Raw genomic sequence first — 21,061 nt, 5'->3', positions numbered from 1 at the left:
TGCGCAGCCGTGCGCTGATAGGGATCAGAAGGATCGATCCTGCACTGCGCTTCGATCTCAGCCGGCCATTGCGGAATTTTGCTGGTCCTCATCGCGAATAGCCGGCCGATCGAAATGAGCCAAACCACCGGTGCGGAGATGTATTTGATGAGGCGCGGCAACCCGTTGAGGTATAAATTCAGTGCGAAGAGCCCCTCACGATACGTTTCGCGGCGAGTTGCGATGTCATGGCACCAGAACACATCACCATAGACCGCCTTTGGACCCTCTTCCATGTAACGGCGTACGAACTCCCAGCAGTTCTTCAATTGGCGGGGATCTTCACTGTCGCAAGGCAAGGCGAAAGTCCATTCCACGGTTTGTCGATCCGCCTTCAGCGCGTGACCACGGATGTCCCATATTTGCGGCCCTGACCCGGGCGTGAAGGACCTCTTGCACCGACTAATCGTAAAGAAGAGGTCGTCCCACTTGGCCGAACGAATCACGCCGTCCAGGCAGAAGACGTACACCATGCGATTGCGGTAGTTGAACCGGATGGGGAAATGCGTCCAGCGGAAAGACTCCTTGAGCACCATCCAGATCGACAGGCCCCATATCGGCGAAACGAAGATGACGGCTAGGCCCGCCGCCAGAAAGTACTCTCTGGTCACCTCGATCTTCCAATCAGGAATGAACAAAGGATAAACAATTCCTAATATTGGGAAAGCAAGAAAAAATACTCCGCAGAATGTCACGTAACCGCGATAGATGAACCAGCGATCAACCAACTCCATAAAAGTGGAATTGAAACTGATCGTCGATGCGTTATAGAACGGTGTAACGGTCATGCGTTCTTTCTGCAATAGCTGGTTCTGCCGCTCCTCGTCCGTCAATCTTCGGTTCACAGCGTAGTTGTTCTGCGAGAGGTCTTTGTAGTTCATCTTAAGCTCCCGGAAATAGTGGCCATTCACTCATTTCCTGTTTCATATCCGTGTACCGAACCGCTGCATCGTTTCCCCAGATGCAGCGCTTCAACCAGGTATCTAGCTTGTCATCTCCCAGCTTCGTGATAGCTATCTGTGCAATCAAGTAGATGAGTGCGCCGGTCAGTAGGAGCGGCAGCCCACCGGTGATGAGGGCTATCGCGATCAATCCTCCGCCTAATGCGGAAGCGCCGTATGCTGCTCCCAATGCAGCGTTACCTTGCAACATCGTTCGAATCATCGCGCCGATATCACACAGCGCCCCGATCACCGCCCCTGCGACGCCGAGCACTTTCGCCCCGACAGGTGCCCAGCGCGCGAAGAACCTCAGAACAACACCACGTCCCTGTTGCAATTCTGAAACTCCCAACGCCTTCAGCAAGCGATCAAGGGAGTCGGAAAGCGTCGACATCAACAGAGACGCGCCACCCATCAACCGTGCATCAACCTCTAGCTTTGCCAACCCTGCCGCGGTCCCCAGCGCCTCCTCAGTAGCCTTAATCGCCGCAATCTGCACATAAGCCGCAACGATATTGCCCACGATCGGCACGGCCCTCGCTATTGCCGTTCCGGCCTTCGCGGCCCCCGCCACTGCGGGAATGTCCGCCATCAGTTGCTGCCGCGCGGCGATATTTAATGCCTCGACTTCCTCCACCGTGTGGAGCGAACTCGCGACCCATTGAGCCTGTTTCGCCTTGCTCAGTCCTTTCGGCATGCTATGGAGCGTCTCCTGATCGATCATGACCAGCATTGAAACCGACACGGACTTATTCATCGGCTGGCCTTGAATGGCCAGCCGGCGCAACGCAAGGGTGACTTGCTGTTGCAGTGCATTCTCACTGAGTTTCTTGACCCCGGGCGCCTTGAGCAACTGGCGCATTACCGACGCCCGCATGGCCTTGAACGTACCGGTCAATTGGACCGGAACGACCGGCCGTTGAGTGACCGTTCCCAAAGCGACCAGGCCATGAGGCACACGAGCATCGCCAACCGCTGTCCGCAACAGCTTGGTAATGGCTCCGCCAAAGGCGAGCACGAGTTGCGGCAAGACTTCGCTGTTATGCTTCAGCGCATTGTCTGCGAGACCGTTGAAGAAGCCGCACAGGTTGTCCCAGCCCACCGTCGTCCAAGTCACGTCAGGGCCGAGTTGCTTGGCAATCAACTCGCGCTGCGCCTTGAGATTCAATACCAGGCCGCGCAGCAAGAGATTGTTGGGTTCACTGTAGCTCCCTTTCGCCCACTTATAGTGCAAATCCAGGCAAGGTTGGTACAACTGCGTGTCTTGCACGCAGGCTACAAGTTGGCGAGCATAGACGAGCCCATGCTCAGCCGACGTCTCGTCATGCGTCGCATCGAAATGATTAGCCAACTGCTCGCTTTTCAACCAAACGGAATGCGCTGTTGCGAGAGGATTCAGGGTCCGTTTGGAATAATCGTCAAAGTCGACGAGGAATTGCTTGTGCCATGCGGCACGCGCCTTCTCATCGTAGTCACCGAGGTACTTGGTCCATGAATTCTTTGCCGCGTCGAGCATTTCAGATTCGGTCGGGTCGCGCAACTTCGGCGCAGACTGGACATATATCGTCCGGCCAACACCGTCTGTCTGCCAGTGACTCTCTAGATTCAATTGGTCGCTGATTCCGATGACGTCGTCCTGCGCCGCCCTCCCCTTGAGCTCCTGAGCGTTCAGAATCGCGGTGGAAGCATTGAGCTTCCGGTCCCGATCACCTTGCGACATGAACTGATGGCGCAGCTCTGCCAGACGAGCGGCTATCTCAGTCACAACCCCCACTGGATCATTGAGCATCAGGACGGCTCCAGGCGCGGGACCACAGGACTTGGCTGCTTCCAATAGAGCGTCAACCGTTGACGCACGCGACCGGAATTCGTAGGGCGAGAAGGCAAAGGCGTCCACCTTCGTCTTCGGCGCGTATTCCGCCACGACTGAACTGACTGCATCGATCGTCTTTGCATGTGCAGCCTTATGCGATGTCATCCATGCCTTTACGTCGAATTCGCGCATATGGCGTTTGCGGTAGGCCTCGTCCTGATGTAATTGCAGTACACGGGGAGTCCACTCCGCGCCAGAAAACGCTATCCAAATCCGTTTGGCCTTGTTCGGATCGCTAACGGTGATGCACGATCCAATTTCCTTATGCCCGGTCCGGTCGCACGGCTCCCTACCGACCGTGAAGGCGGAATTCATCGGCGAGCCGGGCTTCGGCAGCTTCATCAGGTAGCCGTGTTCTGTCACCCAGTACCATTCCCACCAACCGCGCTCGTCGTAGACGTAGATATATCCGCTACGAACGGTTCTAACCGTGTATTGCGTCGGGCCGGCGAATGGCAGCTCTGCACCTTCCCGTACGGTGGACCGGAAGCTTTCCGGGAGTACCGGCGCGCCCGAATTGACATGCATCACGCCCGGACGAACCGGCAGTATCGCCAGTCCGTGCTTCTCACAGAATTCACAGGTACCTGATGCCGTCCGGCGCGCCTGCGAGAGACGATCTGACGCCGTCGACTTTGCGCCGTTGAAGGAAGGTACCGGATCGGTCTTCTGAATACTTGCGTTAGTCTGCTCAAAAGAGCCGGAATTATTGTTCGAGTTAGCCACGTTATTTCTTTCCAACTTTTAGATACTTTGAACGCTCTTCTGGATACCGTCCCAGTCCCTTCTTGACAGGGCATCTGTTTCTTTCGCGTATAGACCCGGCTTATCGCGGGCGTCGCTTAGCCAAGACGCAAGCGTCTTGTGCGAAGCGATGCCGTCGCCGAACGCCATGCTGTGCGCAGCGAAGGCCACACAGTCCGAACCATCGGTAAGTCCGAACCGGTCCTGCGCGGTACATAGCCTTTTGTTGGCCCTCTGCGCCTCGCGCCAAAACTCTGCGAGCGCATGGATTGGCGGAAGCTTTGCAAGGACTCTGTTAGTCAGCGCGACGTTGTAAAGCGCGACCGAACGTGGCTCATCGAGCGGTTCCCATCGCGGCTGGGGCCGGTCAGTAAATTGGATTTCGTGCCATTCACCTTGAAACGGAATCGACCACTCCAACGTGGCTTCGCATAACGATGAAAGTCCCTCGAGCGGCAAGATCCAGAGCAAGTGCGCAAACACCACCGGATCCGCGAATCGCAGAAGCACCCGCGACTCGTCCGATAACGTGACGGTTACATGGTGGGACAATGCGCGTGCGAGGGCTTCGGCGCTGCGATCGCTCCGCACGAGCAGAGCCGGGGCCACGGTCTGCGGGTTCCGCATCTCGAGCATCGCCTGAACGTGCGCTTGCTGAACCTCGTCGAGGTCTTCTAGGCCAAGCACAACGGGCAGTAGATGCGCCTCTTTCTCAAGTGATTCAGGCGCCACGGCGTGCCATGGGAGATCTTCTGACCAATCCTGTATGAGCAGCCGGTCGGCTAGCAAATGAGTGCGTGTGCTCCACGCTTCCTGAAGTGTCTGTTTCGCCATGTCAACCTCAGGAAAGCGGCACGATCGCCGCATGTTGATCGGCAGCTTTCGCCATGCTCATTTCGCAGACCTTGAGCTGTGCAGCGGGAACTTCGTCCGGAGCGCTCTTTGGCCCCGGCATCTGATGGGTGGCAGCATAGGACTGCCACTGCCCTGGTGTACCGTTGTCGATACCGCCATTGTTGAGCGTGATATAGCTCTTGCCACCGCGCAGCGAGAGCTCTTGCTCCGCCCAGATCTCGATACGCTGCGCGCTGTGATGAATCTTCAGTTTGGCGATGACGTTGACTGCATCGCTCAGTGCACGGATGTCAATTGAACCTGCTCCTGCCACCAGTCGTATGCCAGCGTGGTAGACGAATATCCGGAACTTCTCCTTAACCGTCGCAAAAAACGATTTGCTGGCCGCAACGCCGATATGTCCGCCCGTAGTCAACGCCAGATGTTCACCGCTTGCGAGGTGAGTCGTGCCCGACGTGGTCGCTTGTATGCCACTCGGGCTGGCGAGCGTCAGATGGGCATCGGCCAGCTCCGGGAAATCATTGTCGTCGCCCTTCGCATTGCCCTTTACCGTCGCGTTCTGCGCCTTCAAGGCCGCCGTCACCTCGCTCTGGTCCGCGCCGGCGTCTTGCGCCTGATTTTGCCGCGCCATCCCGACCAGACTCTCGTGCGTGTCACGCGCTTCAGTGAGCCGCTGCACCGTCTCGCCCATGTCCTTCGCGGGCGAGTTGGCGCCATCGCGCGTCTCAGTCGTGATCAGCATGCCTTGATTCGCCCGCAGCACGCCCCACGCATCGGTGGCCAACTCCCAACCGAGCCCCCGCGCCTGCTGCCGCCCAGCCTGATACACGATTCGCGTGTTGTAACCCAGCACGAGCCGCGAGTTGGCCTGATCACTCGCCACCTGCACCTGCTGCTGGCCGGGCGTGTCATCGGTCACGACATAGTTGTGCCCCTGTCCCTGCAACGCATGACTCACCAGCCCCGTAAGCGCCATGTTCTTCGGCAGCTTAAACGGCGGCGGATTGAACTGATTCACCTTGCTCGACATCACGAACGGCTTGTCCGGATCGCCCTCGTGATAGCCGATGGTCACCTCATCCCCGATGCGCGGCACCGACACGAAGCTATGCGGCCCGCCGTGCCACGGCAACGACACGCGCACCCAGCAACTCGAGTTCTGATCCATCTGGCCGAGCCGGTCCCACTTGAACTGCACCCGCACGCGCGCGTAGCCGTCGAGCCACAGCGGTTGCTTCTCCGGTCCCACGACGACCGCCGTCTCCGGATGGGCACGCGGCTTTTGCGTCGGCACTAGCTTGAAGAAGATCGTGGCCGGCTGCAGTACCATCTCGGTCACGCAGTGGTACTGCGCCTCGCTGCCGGGCGTGGCCGTGAGCTCATCGGGATTGCGGATGTCGATCGAAGTCGACACCACCAGGTAGTTCGCATTGAGCTTGGTCTCGGGATGCCCCTCGATCTTGAGCCTTCTGCCCGTCATGATGCCGCGCGCGTTCGCCGTGGCGTGAAGGCGGAAACCCTCGCCGCGCAGTGCCTCCACGCGCACGCGCGCAAGATAATCGGCCTCGTTGCGATGATCGTTCGGCTGACCGTCCAGCCCCATCGCACCCGCGAGCGGCTGCGTGTAATCGCCCCAGTGATACTGCGCGATGTTGTCGAACGATGATTCGCTGTAACGTTGCTGGTTGCGATCGAATGAACCGTTCGACAACGTGTAGTCGTAGTCGTTGACCGTGACGTCGCCGGGCGTGATCTGACGCAGCACCTTGAGGCTGTGGATGTGCTCTTCGTCAATACGTTTATCCTCGGGCGCGTGATACAGTACCGTGTCGTACGCGTTCCCGTGCTTCTTGTGCGAGCCGGGCGAATCGCACAGCACGAGCGTCATGCCGTCGAAGTGGTAGTAAATGCCCCACTCGGTCCAGAGCTGCTGCAGAAATTCGTAGTCGCTCTGCCAGAACTGTCGGATAAAGTCGCGCTTCGGAAAGACGTTGTTATTCAGCGCGACCGCCGCCAGGCGCGTCTTCCACGGGAACTTGTAGTTTCCGCTCTTCAGAACGCTCTCGGTTACGTCCAAGACGCTCATGTCCTGGAACACCCGGCTATCTCGATTTTGTGTGGCGAGCCACAGCCACGGTCTTACCGTGAACCGGTAATAGACGCGCCGATCGTCGCTGCCCGTCTGCTGCACTTCGGTGATGATGCCGTTGATCGTGCGCACGCCCGCGCCGACGTTGCCCGCGCCGAGATCGCCGGGCAGCCCGGGAATGAACGTTCCCTTGCCCTCGAATTCAACTTGGATGGCGATCGTTTTACCAATCAAATCGTCCGGTTTGAGCAGCTTGCGTGCGTCCCAGATGCGGAACGTCGGACTATCGACGGACGCGAAATCCACCTCATATTTGAAGAGCTCGCCGAGCGCTTCGACGCCCCGCACCCGCTGAGGGGTGAGGATCTCGTTGCCGCCCCAGGTGGGCAGCGCGTCGCACTCGATTCTCAGCGTGCGGCTTTGCAGCGGGTTGAACATCGGATACATCTCCCTGGTTCTTTTGATTAAGTCACGGCTTGTGCCGTGCGGGATTCGATTTGCATGGTGAACTGCAAATTAGGCGATGCTGCGAGTACCCGGCCGAGGCCACCACTCGGCGATACGTCCACGTTGTTTAGAAAGCAGCAAAGTCTTGGTGTATGAGTGCCCCGAAGCGTGGCGTGCGAGGTACTGTTCTAAGACAAGCCCTAGCGCATAAGGACTCGTGCCTTCGAAGCCATCTTCGTCGAAAGTCACGGCACATTCGAGCGCGCGCACCATCGGGGGAACCGCATGAGGCACGACGCAATTGACCGGCGTAAGCGTCGCGGACGACAGGCTATCCACCTGCCGCCGCAACGCAGGCATATCGGCCGACAGATAGAGGCGCAACAAGCTTCGCAAGCCCTCGCCGGGATTCGGCTCGCGGTAGCGGTCATCGAAGACAGCATGTTCGATCGCGAGTTGCGCGATCAATTGCCACGCTTTCATTCCGATGCCGAGCGGCGGCCTCGAGCGGCTCGGCGCACGCACGAGCCCCACGCTTGCGAGTGGCGCTGAACCGGGCAGCTTCAAATCGCTTACGCCGTTGCAGTCGAGAAGACCCGGCAGGTCGCGGTTGGTGAGCCACACGTCGAAGGACAAATAATTGATCCGCTTTTCATCTTCGGCCGGCGCGTAGGGCAGTCCATCCCGCCCCACCAGCGACAGGTAAGACTCGGTGCTGACGTACGGCGCGCGCGTGCCGTACGAGCGCCCCTTGGCTTTGGACAAGCGCTGCTCGCGGCGCACTGTGAAGTATCGTCCGGGGCCTTCTTCATCGTGTAACAAGGCGGCATGCAGCGGATAGAACGGCAGTTCCTCGGACCCTTCTTCCTGGCTGACCTGACCGATGGCCATGTCGACGGAATGCACTTCGTGATCGAGTGTCGGCTTGTCAAACGGCGTGAGATGGAGCACGCGTCCGACGTCTTCCGTGCGCACGGCCGCCGTACGCGTCTTGAAGAGATTGACGACGGGCGCGCAAAACAGAGCGAACATCGACGCATTCACGCGTTCGGCCAGCGCGCTCGTGGCGCGGTCCAGCAGTACGACGATCTCCGCCTCACTGCCCTTAATGCGCGCAAGCCCCGCCTGCAATCCTGTCAGCGTAAAGAAGTAGAACCGGCTTGGGCAGGAGAAGTACTCGTGAACGAGGTTATGCCCGAGCATGCTTGGCCCCGCGAGCGGCAACACCGTCTCATCGGCCGTAAGCCCATCCTGAGTAACGGGAGTCGACGCAACCACATGCGGCACATAGCCGACCTCGCCAAAACGTCCCGGCTCACCGACGACCGAGACTACCGCCCCGGTGTGAATCAATTCGTGCAGGTGAGACGCGACGCGTTCATCGCCCGCAAGATGAATCTGCAATCGGTCAAGTCCCTGCAGCGAACAGCACGGCACGCCCTCGAGCGTGCGCAGGCGAAGGCGCAATGCGCCACGCACCCGCCGATGCGGCGGCACATAGCGGTCCTGCCCCCGGATGTCAGGCGGAACATGTGTGAGCCTGCCTTCGACCAGATCAATTGGATAGAGCGACACATCTTGCGTCGTGCGGAACGTGCAGGCTGTCTTCTCGCCCACCGGCAGGCGCAGGGACGGGAGTTCCACGCCGCGTGGAATCGTGTGCCCGGACATGAAGCCTGCGGCCTTGCCGCCCGGGTACAGGCGGGCAACGGCGATGGAAGGCGTGGGCGACAGGTAGTTGGGATAGACCGACGACAAGAGCGCCTGCGTGATCGGCGCAAACTCGTCGTCGAAGCGCATCTGCATGCGCGCATTCACGAACGCAGACGTTCCGAGTAGGCGATTGACGTAAGGGTCGGCAATGCTTCCAGCGACCATGCCGAGGCGCGCGGCTATCTTGGGATGATCGCTGGCGAACTCCTCCGCCAGCGATTCCATGAAGCGTAGTTCGCGGAGGTAAGTGTCGAGAAGGCGCGGATCCATGCCACTCACCCTAGCAAAGGCGAGCGAGATGGCATGCGATTCGGCTGGCTTTTTTTACGTACGCCTGAAAGAAGCGCAGGTTCCCGACGGATGACCGGCATTGCAAGCTCGCCACAAATAATGGCCGCCCAAATTACCAGTCGGACCCCAATACTGATATGCGAATTCTCTTAAATGAATCGGCGTACGTCGATCGCGCGCTGATGCCTTGTCTTTTATTGACTTTGGCAGCATCAGCAGTGAGCTAAGGATTCCTCTCTGCCGCATGTCATCGCGGAGGCGTTATCTGAGGCGCAGCATTTCCCGGGCAGCTGCGCCGCTGTGGGATCCGACCGCGTTCCCGTCGCGGCGCGCAGTTTTCGTGATTTGCCCACGCGGCAGCGGATAGACCCCACAGGTACTAAGTCTTGATCCGCGACGAAACCGCCATGAGGTCACCTTCCGGCCGACGTCACCGACACACTCGGCGACCGGCCGCATGTCACGATGTGCCGGCTCCGTTGGAAAATGCATCGACGCTGATAGCGGTCAACCGGCGGCTCTATTCGCGGTAAGCATCAATCGTGGCGACATTGACAGCGATGCCGCTAGTGCTATTTGAGCCGTTATAAACGGGGCGGCGCGGTCGACTAACGGGCGATTCTTCCAGCCCGCATGCGGCGGCTACCGGCTTGAGCAACCGCCAGGCAGGAACCGTCGTTGCACATTTTCGCGCGAGAACGCCGTTTCGGGACGGCCGTGGCCGCCCCTCCCACCGCCTACACCTTCACCGACCGATGATGCCGCCCCTGCGTCCGGCTGGATCCTTTCGTGAATACAAAGAGACTCGCGCCCGCGGCCGCGATGGCAAGCCGGATCGGATTGGCCTTCACCGTATCGACGCCCTTCGCCACGGCATTCGCCCACGGCGACGTGCGCGTGCTGCCCGACGCCGACGGCGTAACAGACGGAACAGGCGGCAGCGGCGCGGGCGCGACCGGCTGCGCGTGCGCCGCGCTCGCGAGCACCGGCGCGTGCGGCGCGCCTTGAACGCCATCGCGAGATCCGTGATTCGACGCGCCTGTCCCCGGCGCAGGCATCGCGGGCGCGCCCGGCTGATCGGCTGCACTCGACTCCTTCGCCGGCTTGCCCTCGCGCGCTTCCGCTCGCGCGGCCGCGGCTTCCGCGCCGAGCAGCAGCACGGCGGCGGCGAAGTACAGCCACATCATCAACACGGCAAGCGATCCCGCCGCGCCGAATGCGTTGGCCGTGCCCGCGTGCGTCAGATACAGCGCGAAGAGCTTCTTGCCCACCGAAAACAGCACGGCGGCAATCGTGCCGCCCACGAAAGCATCGCGCCAGGCGACGTGGCCGTCGGGGAGGTATTTCATCAACGCGGCGAACGCGCAGGACAGAATCACGAGGCCGAGAAGGAACTGCGCGATATCGCCGATGACGACGAGCGGCGATTCCCCGAACACCCATTTGCCGGCCGCCTGCACCGCCGTATCCAGCACGAGCGAGATGATCAACAGAAACGCGACGCCCATCACGAGGCCGAAGGAAATCAGCCGCACCTTGACGAGCGTGGCGACGCCCGACTTCTCTTTGTCCTCGGCGGGCCATACGACGGAAAGCGCCGTATTGAGCGACGAAAAGGTCGCGGATGCGCCCACGGCCAGCAGCACGAACGAGATGACTGCCGCGATGCCGCCTCCGCCGCTGCGGTGCGCGTGCTCGACGATGGTCTGCACGCTTGCGGCGGCGTCCTTGCCGAGCATGCCGCTCACCTGATGGAAGATCTGCCCGCGCGCGGCTTCCTCGCCGAAGACGAGCCCGGCCACGGCGATTACCATGACGAGCGTCGGCGCGAGCGAGAAGGCCGAGTAGAACGCGATGCTCGCCGCCATCGGCGCGGAGCGGTCGGCGCTGAAGCGCTTGAAAGTGCGGACGGGCCACGCGATCGCCCGGCTCATGAGGGATGTGGAATCCCGCGCTGTCGTCTTGTTCATCGCTATTCTCCTGGGAACGTGCTGCTTGCCTTTAGCATCGCGGATGCCAGGCCGGAGAACGAGGGTGCGAAAACGCGGGAGTGCCGATCATCGGCGGCCCGGAAACGCGCGAGCGCGTGAAGGATCAGCCATCCGCACCGGGCTTCGAAATGTCGGGCGTGCCGCGCACGGGGTTCTGGTCCGGCTGGAGATCGGTGTTGTCGGGCAACGTCTCCGGCGTGCGCGCGGGCGGCGTGCCGCTCGCGATTTCGGTTTGGTCGGGGGTGGGGTTTTGCGGTTCGGTGGGATCGGACATGGTGGCTCCTTGGGCGTCGATAACAGATCGGTGAGCAAGCGCCATGCTCGTGTTCCTGCGGGCTCGGTGTCAGGCACGCGCGGGCCGTCGACGCCGGTGCGCGCGCAACGACAGCAAACAACCATCATGCCAACGGTCCCAAATCACCGCTGCCACGGGAAATGTGCAAAAGGCCGGAACGGACGCAGCGGTTTTCGCTCTTTGGATCCTCGCACTCGACACCGACCGCGAAATCAACCAATTGGCGCAAAGGCGAGCGGCATCGCCCAGAAATCATGCGTGAATCACCGCCGCTCGCAATCTTCGTACTTCCGGGCCGATGGCATTGCACCGTTTATGAACAGCGTCAAGCCGCGCGACACTGCGACACCGCGCCGGGCGGCCCGTCGATCACCGAGCGAGTGAACCTGCGAGTGACATCATTGCCCGTTCTCGCTTTCCCACTGCTCGAGCATGTCGGGGCTGATTGCCTTCACAACTTCGGCATACCGCTTCCCGACGAACAACTCCGCGCGACGCAGTAAAACCGGGATGGGACTGCTGGGCTCGTGCCGCTCGAACCACTGCCGCGCTTCGCGAATAAGTTCGAGCGCAGCGTACCGGTCCGGCGTAGCAGTGCGCGTCGTCCGGACGGGTTCCGGGACGACAGCCGCAGTTGCGGCGCCCTCTTCGCTCGCGGCGTCCGTAGCGGGAGCAGCGCCAGCGGCTGCGGCCGGTTCGGGCGCCGCTTCTTCCACGGCGATCGTAGCGACTCGCGCGCCCGTCGTGACGACCCGATCGACCAGGCGTGCGAGCGGCGACAAATCCGGCAGATACGCGTCCAGATGTTCGCGGCACCACGCTTCGATACGCTTGAGGCTGTGTGCCGCCGCGTCGAAGCCGGCGAGCATGCCGGGCTGTTGTACGCGAAGGTCTTCGATCTGTCGCGTGACGGACTCCGGCGCGAGCGCATCGCTCGGGCGCGGATGCGCGAACGCGCGTTCTACATCGCGCATCTGCAGCCGCACGGCGCTCGAACGCGTCAGCGCTATCTCCCGCACATCGGAGAGCAGGCCGTCGGTATCGGTCAGGGCTTGCAATGCGTTCATGCGGATTTCGAGGGCGGCGTCCTCATCGTCGTCCGCGCCCTGCCGTGGATGGATGGACTCAGGAAACGCATCGAGCCACTCGGCCAACAAGCCCAGTCCTTCCGCGAGTCCCTGCGCGCCGGCGAGGCGTGTGCGGCAGCGCATGAACAGTACGGCGAGGCGCATATCCTTGCTGCGCATCATGAGGCGCCGGCAATCGCGGTCAACGTCGCTCCAGTTGATGGGTTCGGGAACGCCGACGAAATCCCCGTACTGCGCTTCCGGCCGGACCGCGACCTGGGACGACAGGACGACGAACTCCGGGTCGTACTCGAGATCCGCGCCGCACGGCTCAGCGGGATCGATCGGGCTCATCCAGTCGTGCGACGTCGCCGGCACGGTCTTGCCGCCGGCGGCCCTTTTGGCGGCTTCCTTGTTCGAGTTGCTCATCTTCTCGCTTCCTGCGTTGTTCTTGTTGGCTCGCATATCACGATGCGAGCTCTGTCATGTAGCGTTCGGGCTCGAAGCGCATGCCGGTGATCGGCTGGTCGTCTGGAGATTGTCCGAGCCATCCGGACCACCCCAACTGCTGAGGGCCGCCCATGACGGCAGGCGGAGCGCTCTTCGCCCGAATGCGCAGTTCAAGTTCCCAGTCGAATTCGTGGCCGAGGAACGTGCGCACCCAGTCGACCAGTCTCGGCAGGTCAGCGCCGCGAGGCGTGAAGCGCAGATACGCGTCGATGCCGAGCGGCCCGATGACGACTCGGAAACGGTACTGCCGGTCCGGCACGCGCTCGCCGAGTATCGCGCCTTCGCCCATGGTGGACGGTGCACCCGGCGCGCCAAGACGGCTGCGCTCGCTCGCCGCCATTTCGATCCAGTGGAACACATATTCGTCGATCGCAACCGGCACGCCGAAGTAGCGTTCGAGCGCCATGCGCAGGCCGTCGGGATCGCGCGATTCGCGCACCCTGTGCGCCGATGCCGACAGTTGCGCATGCGGTGAAAGCGCGCGCGTTGCGATCTCGCGCGGGTCCTGCCCGCTCAGGCATCCAATGTAGAACGAAAACCGTTCGCTGCCCGGTCCTGGCCTGTCGAGCCCCGCCGTCGACTGCGCGGACGCCCATGTCTGGTACAGAAGCGTGAAGTAGCGGTGATGAAAGACATCGAGGAAATCGACGAGCGTGCGGTCGCGCCTGCTCTCTTCGCGCTCGCGCGCGATCTCGGTTACGTGGATGGGCAGTGGTCCGTTCGGTCCCAGCATGCCGAGTCCAAACAGCCGCACGAAGAGGCGTCCGTCGCGTTCACCGACGCTCGCAACCTCTCGCGGGGCGAACGTCAGGCTGGGCTTCTGCCCCAGACGAAACGGCTCCGCCTGCGGCCGACGCGCCGCGCCGACGGCCTCGACGTTCCGAGCGGCGCCAATGCGGCGCATCAAAGAGAGGAAGCCATATCGCCACGGCTCAGTCTGCAGCCGTTCCAGCGTTCGATGAGAGAACGCCGTGTCAAGCAACGTTGAGGTAACGGGGGCTCGCTCCATCAGGCGCCTCCACGCGCACCCATGCGAACCGGCCAGCGCATCAAACGGCCGCGTTGCATGGAATGAAGCTCCGTCTGCGTGAACGTATTGATGGACACGTGCCGCATCAGATAGTGCTCGAGTATCACGCCGAAAAGATACGGGCTGACGCCGGAGAAACCGGCCTCGTCGACGGTCAGCTGGCATTCGATGCCTCGCCCGAACACGAGCGGCCCTTTTCCCGGCAGCTTGCACGAGACCGGTGTCGTCCTGACACCCACCAGGCTTTCGACCTGACGCTGGTGGATCTTGTCGTCTGCGGCAACGAAGAGCCTCAGCATGTCGCGCAGGCCCTGTCCGCCTGGCCGATGATCGATTTCTTCAAGCGGTAGGTAATTGAAATTCAAATGCCGGATCAGGCGCCACGCGTTCTCTCGCTCCGCGAATGGTGCGCGCGGCGCACTGGGCGCGCGAACGAGCCCGATACTGGCGACGGGTGCATCGAGATCACCGAAGAGATCGTTCGTGCCGTCGCGCGGAACAAAGCTCGGCAGGTCGCGGTTGGTCAGCCACGCGTCGACGGACAGATAGCGGATGTCTTCGTCGTACGGCGGGTTGTGCTGATCCACGAGCGACACATAGACCTCGCTGCCGACATACGGCGTGCGCATGCCGTTGCGGCGGGCCGCTTCGGACATCACGCGGCTCTCGCGACGCAGCGAGAAGTAGCGGCCGTAGTTGCCTTCGTCGCTATTGCGCGTTTGATAGAGCGGGCGGAATTCCTGTCCGGCTGCACCATTGCCCTTGTGACCGGCGAGCGACTCGACGGCGAAGACCTCGTAGTCGAGCGGCGCGAGCCGCCTCGGCACGAGATGGAATTCGGCCGCCGCGTGCGTGACTTCGATGCGATCGGTGCGGCAAGGAAACAGGTTGATGACGGGCGAGCAGAAGAGCGCGAACCGCGACGCGTCGATGAGGCCGTTCAGGCGATCGCTCGACTGGTTCAGCAGCACGACGATCTCTACCTCCTCGCCGTCGATGCGGCGCAGCGCGTCTTCGAGTCCGGTCAACGTGAAGAACAAGAAACGGCTTGGGCAGGCGAAATACTCCTGCAGAAGATTGTGGCCGTGAAACTTGGACCAGGTGAGCGGCAACAAGCCCTGGTCTGTGCGAAGTCCTTCGTGCGCGACGGGTTCCGACGTGATGACCGACACAGGCCGCGTTCCATCCGCGAGATCGCCGGGCGCGCCGACGACGGTCGCAATGCTCGCGCAATGCAGAAGCTCGAAAAGGTGGGAGGCTACCTGTTCATCGCCAGTGAGATAAACCGGGAGCCGATCGAGCCCGCGCAGATGGGCGATCCGTGCTCCGTTCGTCGTCCGCAGGCGCAGGCGCAAGCGCAGTGCGTCGCGCACGCGCGCGTTTTCAGGCACGTAGCGGTCGAGCGCACGGATATCGCGCGGCACGCCGGCGAGCGTGGCGCTCGTGATCGCAAGCGGATAGAGCGTCACGTCGTGACCCGTGCGGAACTGGCAAGCCGTCTCTTCGCCAGGCGCGACGCGTCCTTTTAACGCCGTTCCTCGCGCGATGGTGACGCCTCCCACCAGTTCGTCCGAACGCACGTCCGGATGGAACTGCGCGACCGCCATCGAAGGCGTCGGCGCGGTGTAGTCAGGGTAGATAACTTCGAGCAGACGACCCGCAAAGCGGGGGAATTCCGCATCGAGCTTGACCTGCATGCGCGCCGCCATGAAGCAGAACGATTCGACGAGCCGTTCCACGTAAGGGTCGACGGCTTCATCGGGCTGCGTCACGAGCCGGTGCGCGACCTTCGGGTGCGCCTTTGCGAACTCCGCGCCCAGGTCGCGCAAGGCGACCAGTTCCTGGTTGTAGTAGTCGAGCAGCCTCGGGTCCATACGATGCCTATGTTATGTGGCGGCGCCGTATCAGCCGCCGCGGCGCGCGGTGGCGTGCAGACGGCTCGTCTCCAGGTCCAGCGAGCTCTGAACCATGAACTCGAGCGGATACGGGTCCATGCGGATCATGCCGCGGATCTCGAACGCGAGATTGTTGTAGCGTCCGTTATTGTCGACGCCGGACAGAGGCACGATCGACAGGGAGTCACGCAGGAGGCGTGGCTCGAAGTCCTCGATCGCGCGCTTGATCTTCGCCTCGACGTCCGGCCAGCGGTGAGAAGCGACGAAAGCGCCTGCCAGCGGCGGCACGCCGAAGTTCACCGTTGAGGCGGCAGCTTCGGGATATCGGGTCCGGTCGATCTGATCTTCGATACTGATGGCGTTGAGCAGGTAGGCGAGATCGCGCTGGATGATGTCGCGCATCTGCGACCGCGTCACGGTGTATTCGCCAGGCGCTTCGTTCTGGCGCTGCGGCGCGTCGTCGCGCAGGCGGTCGAGCAGCGTCGGCATCAGGTGTGAATCGGCCCGTCTCGGTGCCGCTGCTGGCGCGCCGAGGCCATGGCGTAGCGTGTTCTTCACTGGCTGGAGCCCTCACTTGCAAGCGGCTCTCCGCCGTGCATGGCGGCCTGCCCGAATGCGCATTCCGAGAGCTCGAACACGCTGAAGTCGCCGGCATCCGTCGCCCATGTCTTGCGGCCACGCCCGATCACGCCCGTGCGCCCGATTTCTTCCCACACCGTCTCACGCCCGGTTAAAAGCGCCTCGCGGGTTGCGTGAGCGCCATCGGACGGCAACGGATAGCGCGCGGGAACGAAGCCGTGCAGCGTTGCACCGTCGACCAGCGTGAGCGTGCACGGCGTCCAGACGAGGTCGATGAGCGAAGACGGCTCACGCACCCGCCAGCGCTCGATATCCGACAACGCAATCCAGCGATAGCTGCCCGCGCCGATGAACTCGCAGACCGGACCCAGGCGCGAGTCACTGTCCCCGATCCACTGGAAGGTTTCCCCCGCCGCGCGGCCGGCGACGAGCGGCGCAGCATCGAGCGCCGCCTCGCGCGCCCGGTCAGCGGCATCTAAACGGCCCTCGGCGGCGAGGCCGAGTGCGGCGATCAGCGAGCGCATCCATTCTGGTGCGTCGTCATAGACGAAGGCCGGTTGCTGCGTGCCGGCCATGACTCGCTCGCGCCAGCGTTCAGCGCGAACCAGATCGCGGAATGTCTGCACCACGCGTTCTGCCGAACGGTCGAGTTGCCCGTAGACCTGCAACTGCTGCATCGCCCTCTCCCACTCGCCAGTTAGGCAGAAGCATTGGAAAAGCGACCACCGATGCGCAGCGACAGCCGGTTCTTTGCGAATGACACCGACAAGGCTGGCGATCGCTTCGTCAGTGGCGATGGAGCCGGTCTTGGCATCCATCAGGTTCGGCATGTCTGCACTCATAGGGTCTCTTTTTGTTCGTGTTCGTGAGGGGTGTTGAGTGGCCGCACGGGGCTGTCGATGGCGAGCGTGTGATGTTCTCGGCGCACAAGCGACGGCAAAATCGGGCTTGGCCTGCGTGCGGATGCCGCGTGATATTCGGGCGGAGCGAAGAGACGCAGCACTTCGGGGACTTCCTCCACGCTGGCCGCGGCGTGGTGGGACCCGATGTGATGCATCGAGCCGAAGGCTTGTTCGAGGTTGGAGATGTCGCCCAGGATGGCGGCAACCGGGCCGACGGCATCGTCGCGCCAGCGGTGCGACACAAGCTCCTGATCGCCCAGCGGCATCTCGTCGCTACTCGCCGCATCGACCCAGGCATCGGCGAGCGATGCGATCGGTGAGTCCAGCGCCTGGCAATATTGCTCGTACAGCGAACCCATCAGGCGGTCGCCCGCGCTGCTTCCTGTCTCGTCCGCAGCTTTGACGATGAAGCGCGCGGAACTCGAGTCGGCTGCGCCGCCTAGCAGATCGAGAACAGGATTCTCTCCATATGGCGACGGCGCACGAGATTCACCGGCGTGTAAATGCGGCTCTGCTGGTTGCCTCATGCCCAAGCTTGCGGTCGAAACCGGCTGACCCTGCGGTTCCATGTCGCGCATATTCGACGGCGCGGTGCGAAAAAGTCTGGCAAGTCTCATCGCATCTTCAATTCACAATCCGAATACTTCCATGCGACTGCGAAGCAGCTTTCCAAGAACGGGACGGAGCCGGATTAGACCACGGTCAAACCAAGGTGTCCATACGAATTAATTTGAGATAACGGACTAGCACCAATTTCTACGATCGATGCATTGAACGTTCAAAATGTCGCAATCGCCAATAGACTCATATGCTCAGTACACCGTTATTTCGTATAAGTCATTGAAACTTCTGTCGAAGCTGAAAACGGAAGCTGTCGTGCAACGTGAAGCAATCGAAGAATCGCACGGTTAAGATAAGTCTCTCACAATCGTGCAGCGTTGACGAACGCGCCTTGGCATGGATAATCGCAGCGGTTCGACGCGACCGGCGAATACCGAGGCAAACATGCATTCCGCACGGTCGCATAAAAAGACAAAGAAGAAAGCATGGATGCCGCAGGCTTTATTACGGCGTCCGAACATCAAAGAAAAACAATGACCGTTTCCCGCCAGGCTTTATTTGGAAAGCTCGGAGCTACTCTGTTCCGAAGCATTGAATCAGCAACGACCTTCTGCAAGCTCCGCGGCAATCCGTATGTGGAGCTCGTTCATTGGCTGCATCAGCTGCTGCAGCTTCCCGATAGCGACCTGCACCGCATCGTTCGTCACGCAGGCATCGAACTCGACGTGCTCGAGCGCGACGTCGCCCGGGCCCTGAACGCGTTGCCTTCGGGTGCCAGCTCCATCAGCGATTTTTCGCACTACATCGAACTTGCCATCGAACGCGCCTGGGTGCTCGCCACCCTCGAACATGGCGACCGCCGTGTGCGCGGGGCGTGGCTGATTGCCGCCCTCGCAGGCGCGCCGGAGCTTCGCCGCGTGCTGCTTTCGGTGTCGTCGACGCTCGCGCGCATTCCCGTCGACGTGTCCGGCGACACACTGACCGCCTGGGTCAGCGGTTCGCCGGAAGGCGACGACGCGCCATACGACAATAGCGATTTCTCCTCCGCCGTGCCGGGTGAAAGCTCCGGCGCAATCCGCGGGGCGGCGGGCGGCTCGCCGCTGGATCAATATTGCCTCGACCTGACGGCGCGCGCCCGCGCTGGCGAAATCGATCCGGTCGTCGGACGCGAGCAGGAAATTCGCACGATGATCGACGTCTTGCTGCGCCGTCGCCAGAATAATCCGCTGCTCACCGGGGAAGCCGGCGTCGGCAAAACCGCGGTGGTGGAGGGGCTCGCCCTCGCCATCGCGAGCCGCGACGTTCCGCCATCGCTCGCCGAAGTCCGCCTGATGACGCTCGATGTCGGCGCGCTGCTCGCGGGGGCGAGCATGAAGGGCGAGTTCGAGGCGCGTCTGAAAGGCGTGCTGGAAGCGGCGGTGAAGTCGCCCGCGCCCGTCATCCTGTTCGTCGACGAGATCCATACGCTCGTGGGCGCAGGCGGTCAGGCCGGCACCGGCGACGCCGCGAATCTGCTCAAGCCTGCGCTCGCGCGCGGCGCGGTCCGCATGATCGGCGCGACGACGTGGTCCGAATACAAGCGGCACATCGAAAAGGACCCCGCGCTCACCCGTCGCTTCCAGGTGTTGCAGGTGCCGGAGCCGGCCGAAGACGCCGCCATCAACATGGTGCGCGGGCTCGCGGCGGCGTTTTCGCGGCATCATGGCGTGATCGTTCGCGATGAAGCCATCCGCGCAGCAGTGCTGCTGTCGCATCGCTACATTCCGTCACGGCAGTTGCCGGACAAGGCGATCAGTCTGCTCGACACCGCATGTGCACGCGTCGCGCTCTCGCAGCATGCGGCGCCGCGCGAGTTGCAGGAGATTCGCCAACGCGTGCAGGCGGCCCAGGTCGAGCTCGGCTTGCTCGAACAGGAGGCGCGCATCGGCATCGACGCAGACAAGGCGCTGACGGCTGCGCAGGCGCGCATCGGTCAATTCAGCGCCGAAGAATCGATCATCGACGCGCGCTGGCAGAACCAGTTGCGCGCCGCGCAAGCGCTCGCCGCCGCGCGCGATGCCGCATGCAACACAGCCGGCGCCGAGGATCAGACAGCCGCGCCGTCCGTCGCGGACCTGCGCCGCCTCGAAGACGAACTACGCGAGCTTCAGGGCGAGTCGCCGCTCGTCTTCCCGGAAGTGGACGAAGCCATCGTCGCGGAGATCGTCTCTGACTGGACCGGCATTCCCGTCGGCCGCATGGTGAAGGACGAAGTCGCCGCCGTGCGCACGTTGCCGCAAACGCTTGCGGCGCGGGTCATCGGGCAGGGGGATGCCTTGCAGGCCATCTGTCAGCGCGTGCAGACGGCGCGCGCCGGCCTCACCGATCCGAAGAAGCCGCTCGGGGTCTTCCTGCTCGCTGGGCCGTCGGGCGTCGGCAAGACGGAGACCGCGCTTGCGCTCGCCGAGGCGCTCTACGGCGGCGAACAGAATCTCATCACCATCAACATGAGCGAGTATCAGGAGGCGCACACGGTATCCGGACTGAAGGGTGCGCCGCCAGGTTACGTCGGTTACGGCGAGGGCGGCGTGCTGACGGAGGCGGTGCGTCGCCGGCCCTACTCCGTCGTGCTGCTCGATGAAATCGAAAAGGCGCATCGCGACGTGCACGAGGTGTTCTTCCAGGTCTTCGACAAGGGCTACATGGAAGACGGGGACGGCCGCTATATCGACTTCCGCAATACCACCATCCTGCTGACGAGCAATGCCGGCTCGGAACTCTTGGCGAGCCTTTGCGCCGACCCGGCGCTTGCCCCCGATCACAGCGCGCTCTGCGCCGCGCTCGCGCCCGAGCTACTCAAGGTCTTTCCCGCTGCGTTCCTCGGCCGCGTCTCGCTCGTGCCGTACCGGCCGCTTGCGCAGGAGTCGCTCGCGAGCATCGTGCGGCTGCATCTGAACCGTGTCGTGCGACGCATGGCCGAGCGCCACGAGATCACGCTCGAATACAGCGAGCGTGTCGTCGAATACATCGTCGCTCACTGCCTCGTGCAGGAGACCGGTGCGCGCGTGCTCATCGGCTTCATCGAGCAGCATGTGCTGCCCGTGCTCGCCGCGCTCTGGCTCGACGCCTTCTCCTCGCAGCGCTCGCTCGCGAGCATTCGCGTCGACGTCGCCGACATGAGCGCCGGGCCCGCTTCCGCGATCGTCTTCGAAAGCGCGTCGTCCTCGGTCACGTTCCCCGTCGGTCAGAGCAGCTGAGTT

General features: G+C 62.3%; 14 protein-coding genes. 1 reads left to right on the top strand and 13 read right to left on the bottom strand.

Translation table 11 applies throughout. The features are described 5' to 3' along the window. The 13 genes from NCR35_RS25485 to NCR35_RS25425 all read right to left on the bottom strand — a co-directional run. Positions 1-920, bottom strand: a 920-nt coding sequence (locus NCR35_RS25485; protein ID WP_250536702.1) for a DUF6708 domain-containing protein, incomplete at its 3' end; no start/stop codon positions are given. A gap of 1 nt (position 921) precedes the next feature. After that, positions 922-3,579: a T6SS effector BTH_I2691 family protein gene (locus NCR35_RS25480; protein ID WP_250536701.1), complete on the bottom strand. Its 2,658-nt coding sequence runs from the start codon at positions 3,577-3,579 to the stop codon at positions 922-924. Between the two features lie 18 nt (positions 3,580-3,597). After that, positions 3,598-4,431 carry a DUF4123 domain-containing protein gene (locus NCR35_RS25475; RefSeq protein ID WP_250536700.1) on the bottom strand — a complete coding sequence of 278 codons (834 nt, stop codon included), beginning with the start codon at positions 4,429-4,431 and terminating at the stop codon, positions 3,598-3,600. 7 nt (positions 4,432-4,438) lie between these two features. Next, the gene (locus tag NCR35_RS25470) at positions 4,439-6,979 is read right to left on the bottom strand and encodes a type VI secretion system Vgr family protein (protein ID WP_250536699.1); all 2,541 of its coding nucleotides are present in this window, start codon (positions 6,977-6,979) and stop codon (positions 4,439-4,441) included. Positions 6,980-7,057: 78 nt separating this feature from the next. After that, complete coding sequence (tssF, locus tag NCR35_RS25465; protein WP_250536698.1) at positions 7,058-8,971, bottom strand: type VI secretion system baseplate subunit TssF; 1,914 nt, start codon at positions 8,969-8,971, stop codon at positions 7,058-7,060. Positions 8,972-9,729: 758 nt separating this feature from the next. Then, entirely contained in the window at positions 9,730-10,962 is a 1,233-nt protein-coding gene (locus NCR35_RS25460; RefSeq protein WP_250536697.1) for a YihY/virulence factor BrkB family protein, read from the bottom strand. Between the two features lie 124 nt (positions 10,963-11,086). Continuing rightward, positions 11,087-11,257 carry a hypothetical protein gene (locus NCR35_RS25455; protein WP_250536696.1) on the bottom strand — a complete coding sequence of 57 codons (171 nt, stop codon included), beginning with the start codon at positions 11,255-11,257 and terminating at the stop codon, positions 11,087-11,089. A 419-nt stretch (positions 11,258-11,676) separates the two neighbouring features. Continuing rightward, positions 11,677-12,774, bottom strand: coding sequence for a type VI secretion system protein TssA (tssA, locus tag NCR35_RS25450; protein ID WP_250536695.1), 1,098 nt, complete (start codon positions 12,772-12,774; stop codon positions 11,677-11,679). A gap of 37 nt (positions 12,775-12,811) precedes the next feature. Further along, on the bottom strand, positions 12,812-13,864 hold the full coding sequence (tssG, locus tag NCR35_RS25445) for a type VI secretion system baseplate subunit TssG (RefSeq protein WP_250536694.1): 1,053 nt from the start codon (positions 13,862-13,864) through the stop codon (positions 12,812-12,814). Then, positions 13,864-15,759 (bottom strand): type VI secretion system baseplate subunit TssF, encoded by a 1,896-nt coding sequence (gene tssF, locus NCR35_RS25440; RefSeq protein WP_250536693.1) that lies wholly within the window; start codon positions 15,757-15,759, stop codon positions 13,864-13,866. The genes tssG and tssF (NCR35_RS25440) overlap by 1 nt, the downstream gene beginning before the upstream one ends. A gap of 30 nt (positions 15,760-15,789) precedes the next feature. Further along, on the bottom strand, positions 15,790-16,338 hold the full coding sequence (gene tssE, locus NCR35_RS25435) for a type VI secretion system baseplate subunit TssE (RefSeq protein WP_250536692.1): 549 nt from the start codon (positions 16,336-16,338) through the stop codon (positions 15,790-15,792). Beyond that, positions 16,335-17,201, bottom strand: a complete 867-nt coding sequence (locus tag NCR35_RS25430; protein WP_250536691.1) for a type VI secretion system accessory protein TagJ — start codon at positions 17,199-17,201, stop codon at positions 16,335-16,337. Before NCR35_RS25430 ends, tssE begins: the two co-directional genes overlap by 4 nt. Next, positions 17,198-17,878 (bottom strand): TagK domain-containing protein, encoded by a 681-nt coding sequence (locus tag NCR35_RS25425; protein WP_250536690.1) that lies wholly within the window; start codon positions 17,876-17,878, stop codon positions 17,198-17,200. Before NCR35_RS25425 ends, NCR35_RS25430 begins: the two co-directional genes overlap by 4 nt. A 477-nt stretch (positions 17,879-18,355) precedes the next feature. On the opposite strand from NCR35_RS25425, the gene tssH reads away from it, so the two are divergent. Beyond that, positions 18,356-21,058 carry a type VI secretion system ATPase TssH gene (tssH, locus tag NCR35_RS25420; protein ID WP_250536689.1) on the top strand — a complete coding sequence of 901 codons (2,703 nt, stop codon included), beginning with the start codon at positions 18,356-18,358 and terminating at the stop codon, positions 21,056-21,058. Positions 21,059-21,061 lie beyond the last annotated feature (3 nt).

This window comes from Caballeronia sp. AZ10_KS36, from assembly GCF_023631105.1.
Lineage (GTDB): Bacteria > Pseudomonadota > Gammaproteobacteria > Burkholderiales > Burkholderiaceae > Caballeronia.
Note: the sequence above shows the minus strand (reverse complement) of the source record. Positions and strands in the feature narration are given on the sequence as shown.

Excerpts from the sequence above, each read along its gene's own strand:
- NCR35_RS25475 (WP_250536700.1), bottom strand. The coding sequence starts at position 4,431 with ATGGCGAAACAGACACTTCAGGAAGCGTGGAGCACACGCACTCATTTG.
- NCR35_RS25425 (WP_250536690.1), bottom strand. The coding sequence starts at position 17,878 with ATGAGACTTGCCAGACTTTTTCGCACCGCGCCGTCGAATATGCGCGAC.
- tssH (WP_250536689.1), top strand. The coding sequence starts at position 18,356 with ATGACCGTTTCCCGCCAGGCTTTATTTGGAAAGCTCGGAGCTACTCTG.
- tssA (WP_250536695.1), bottom strand. The coding sequence starts at position 12,774 with ATGAGCAACTCGAACAAGGAAGCCGCCAAAAGGGCCGCCGGCGGCAAG.
- NCR35_RS25470 (WP_250536699.1), bottom strand. The coding sequence starts at position 6,979 with ATGTTCAACCCGCTGCAAAGCCGCACGCTGAGAATCGAGTGCGACGCG.
- tssF (WP_250536698.1), bottom strand. The coding sequence starts at position 8,971 with ATGGATCCGCGCCTTCTCGACACTTACCTCCGCGAACTACGCTTCATG.
- NCR35_RS25460 (WP_250536697.1), bottom strand. The coding sequence starts at position 10,962 with ATGAACAAGACGACAGCGCGGGATTCCACATCCCTCATGAGCCGGGCG.
- tssG (WP_250536694.1), bottom strand. The coding sequence starts at position 13,864 with ATGGAGCGAGCCCCCGTTACCTCAACGTTGCTTGACACGGCGTTCTCT.
- NCR35_RS25430 (WP_250536691.1), bottom strand. The coding sequence starts at position 17,201 with ATGAGTGCAGACATGCCGAACCTGATGGATGCCAAGACCGGCTCCATC.
- NCR35_RS25455 (WP_250536696.1), bottom strand. The coding sequence starts at position 11,257 with ATGTCCGATCCCACCGAACCGCAAAACCCCACCCCCGACCAAACCGAA.
- tssF (WP_250536693.1), bottom strand. The coding sequence starts at position 15,759 with ATGGACCCGAGGCTGCTCGACTACTACAACCAGGAACTGGTCGCCTTG.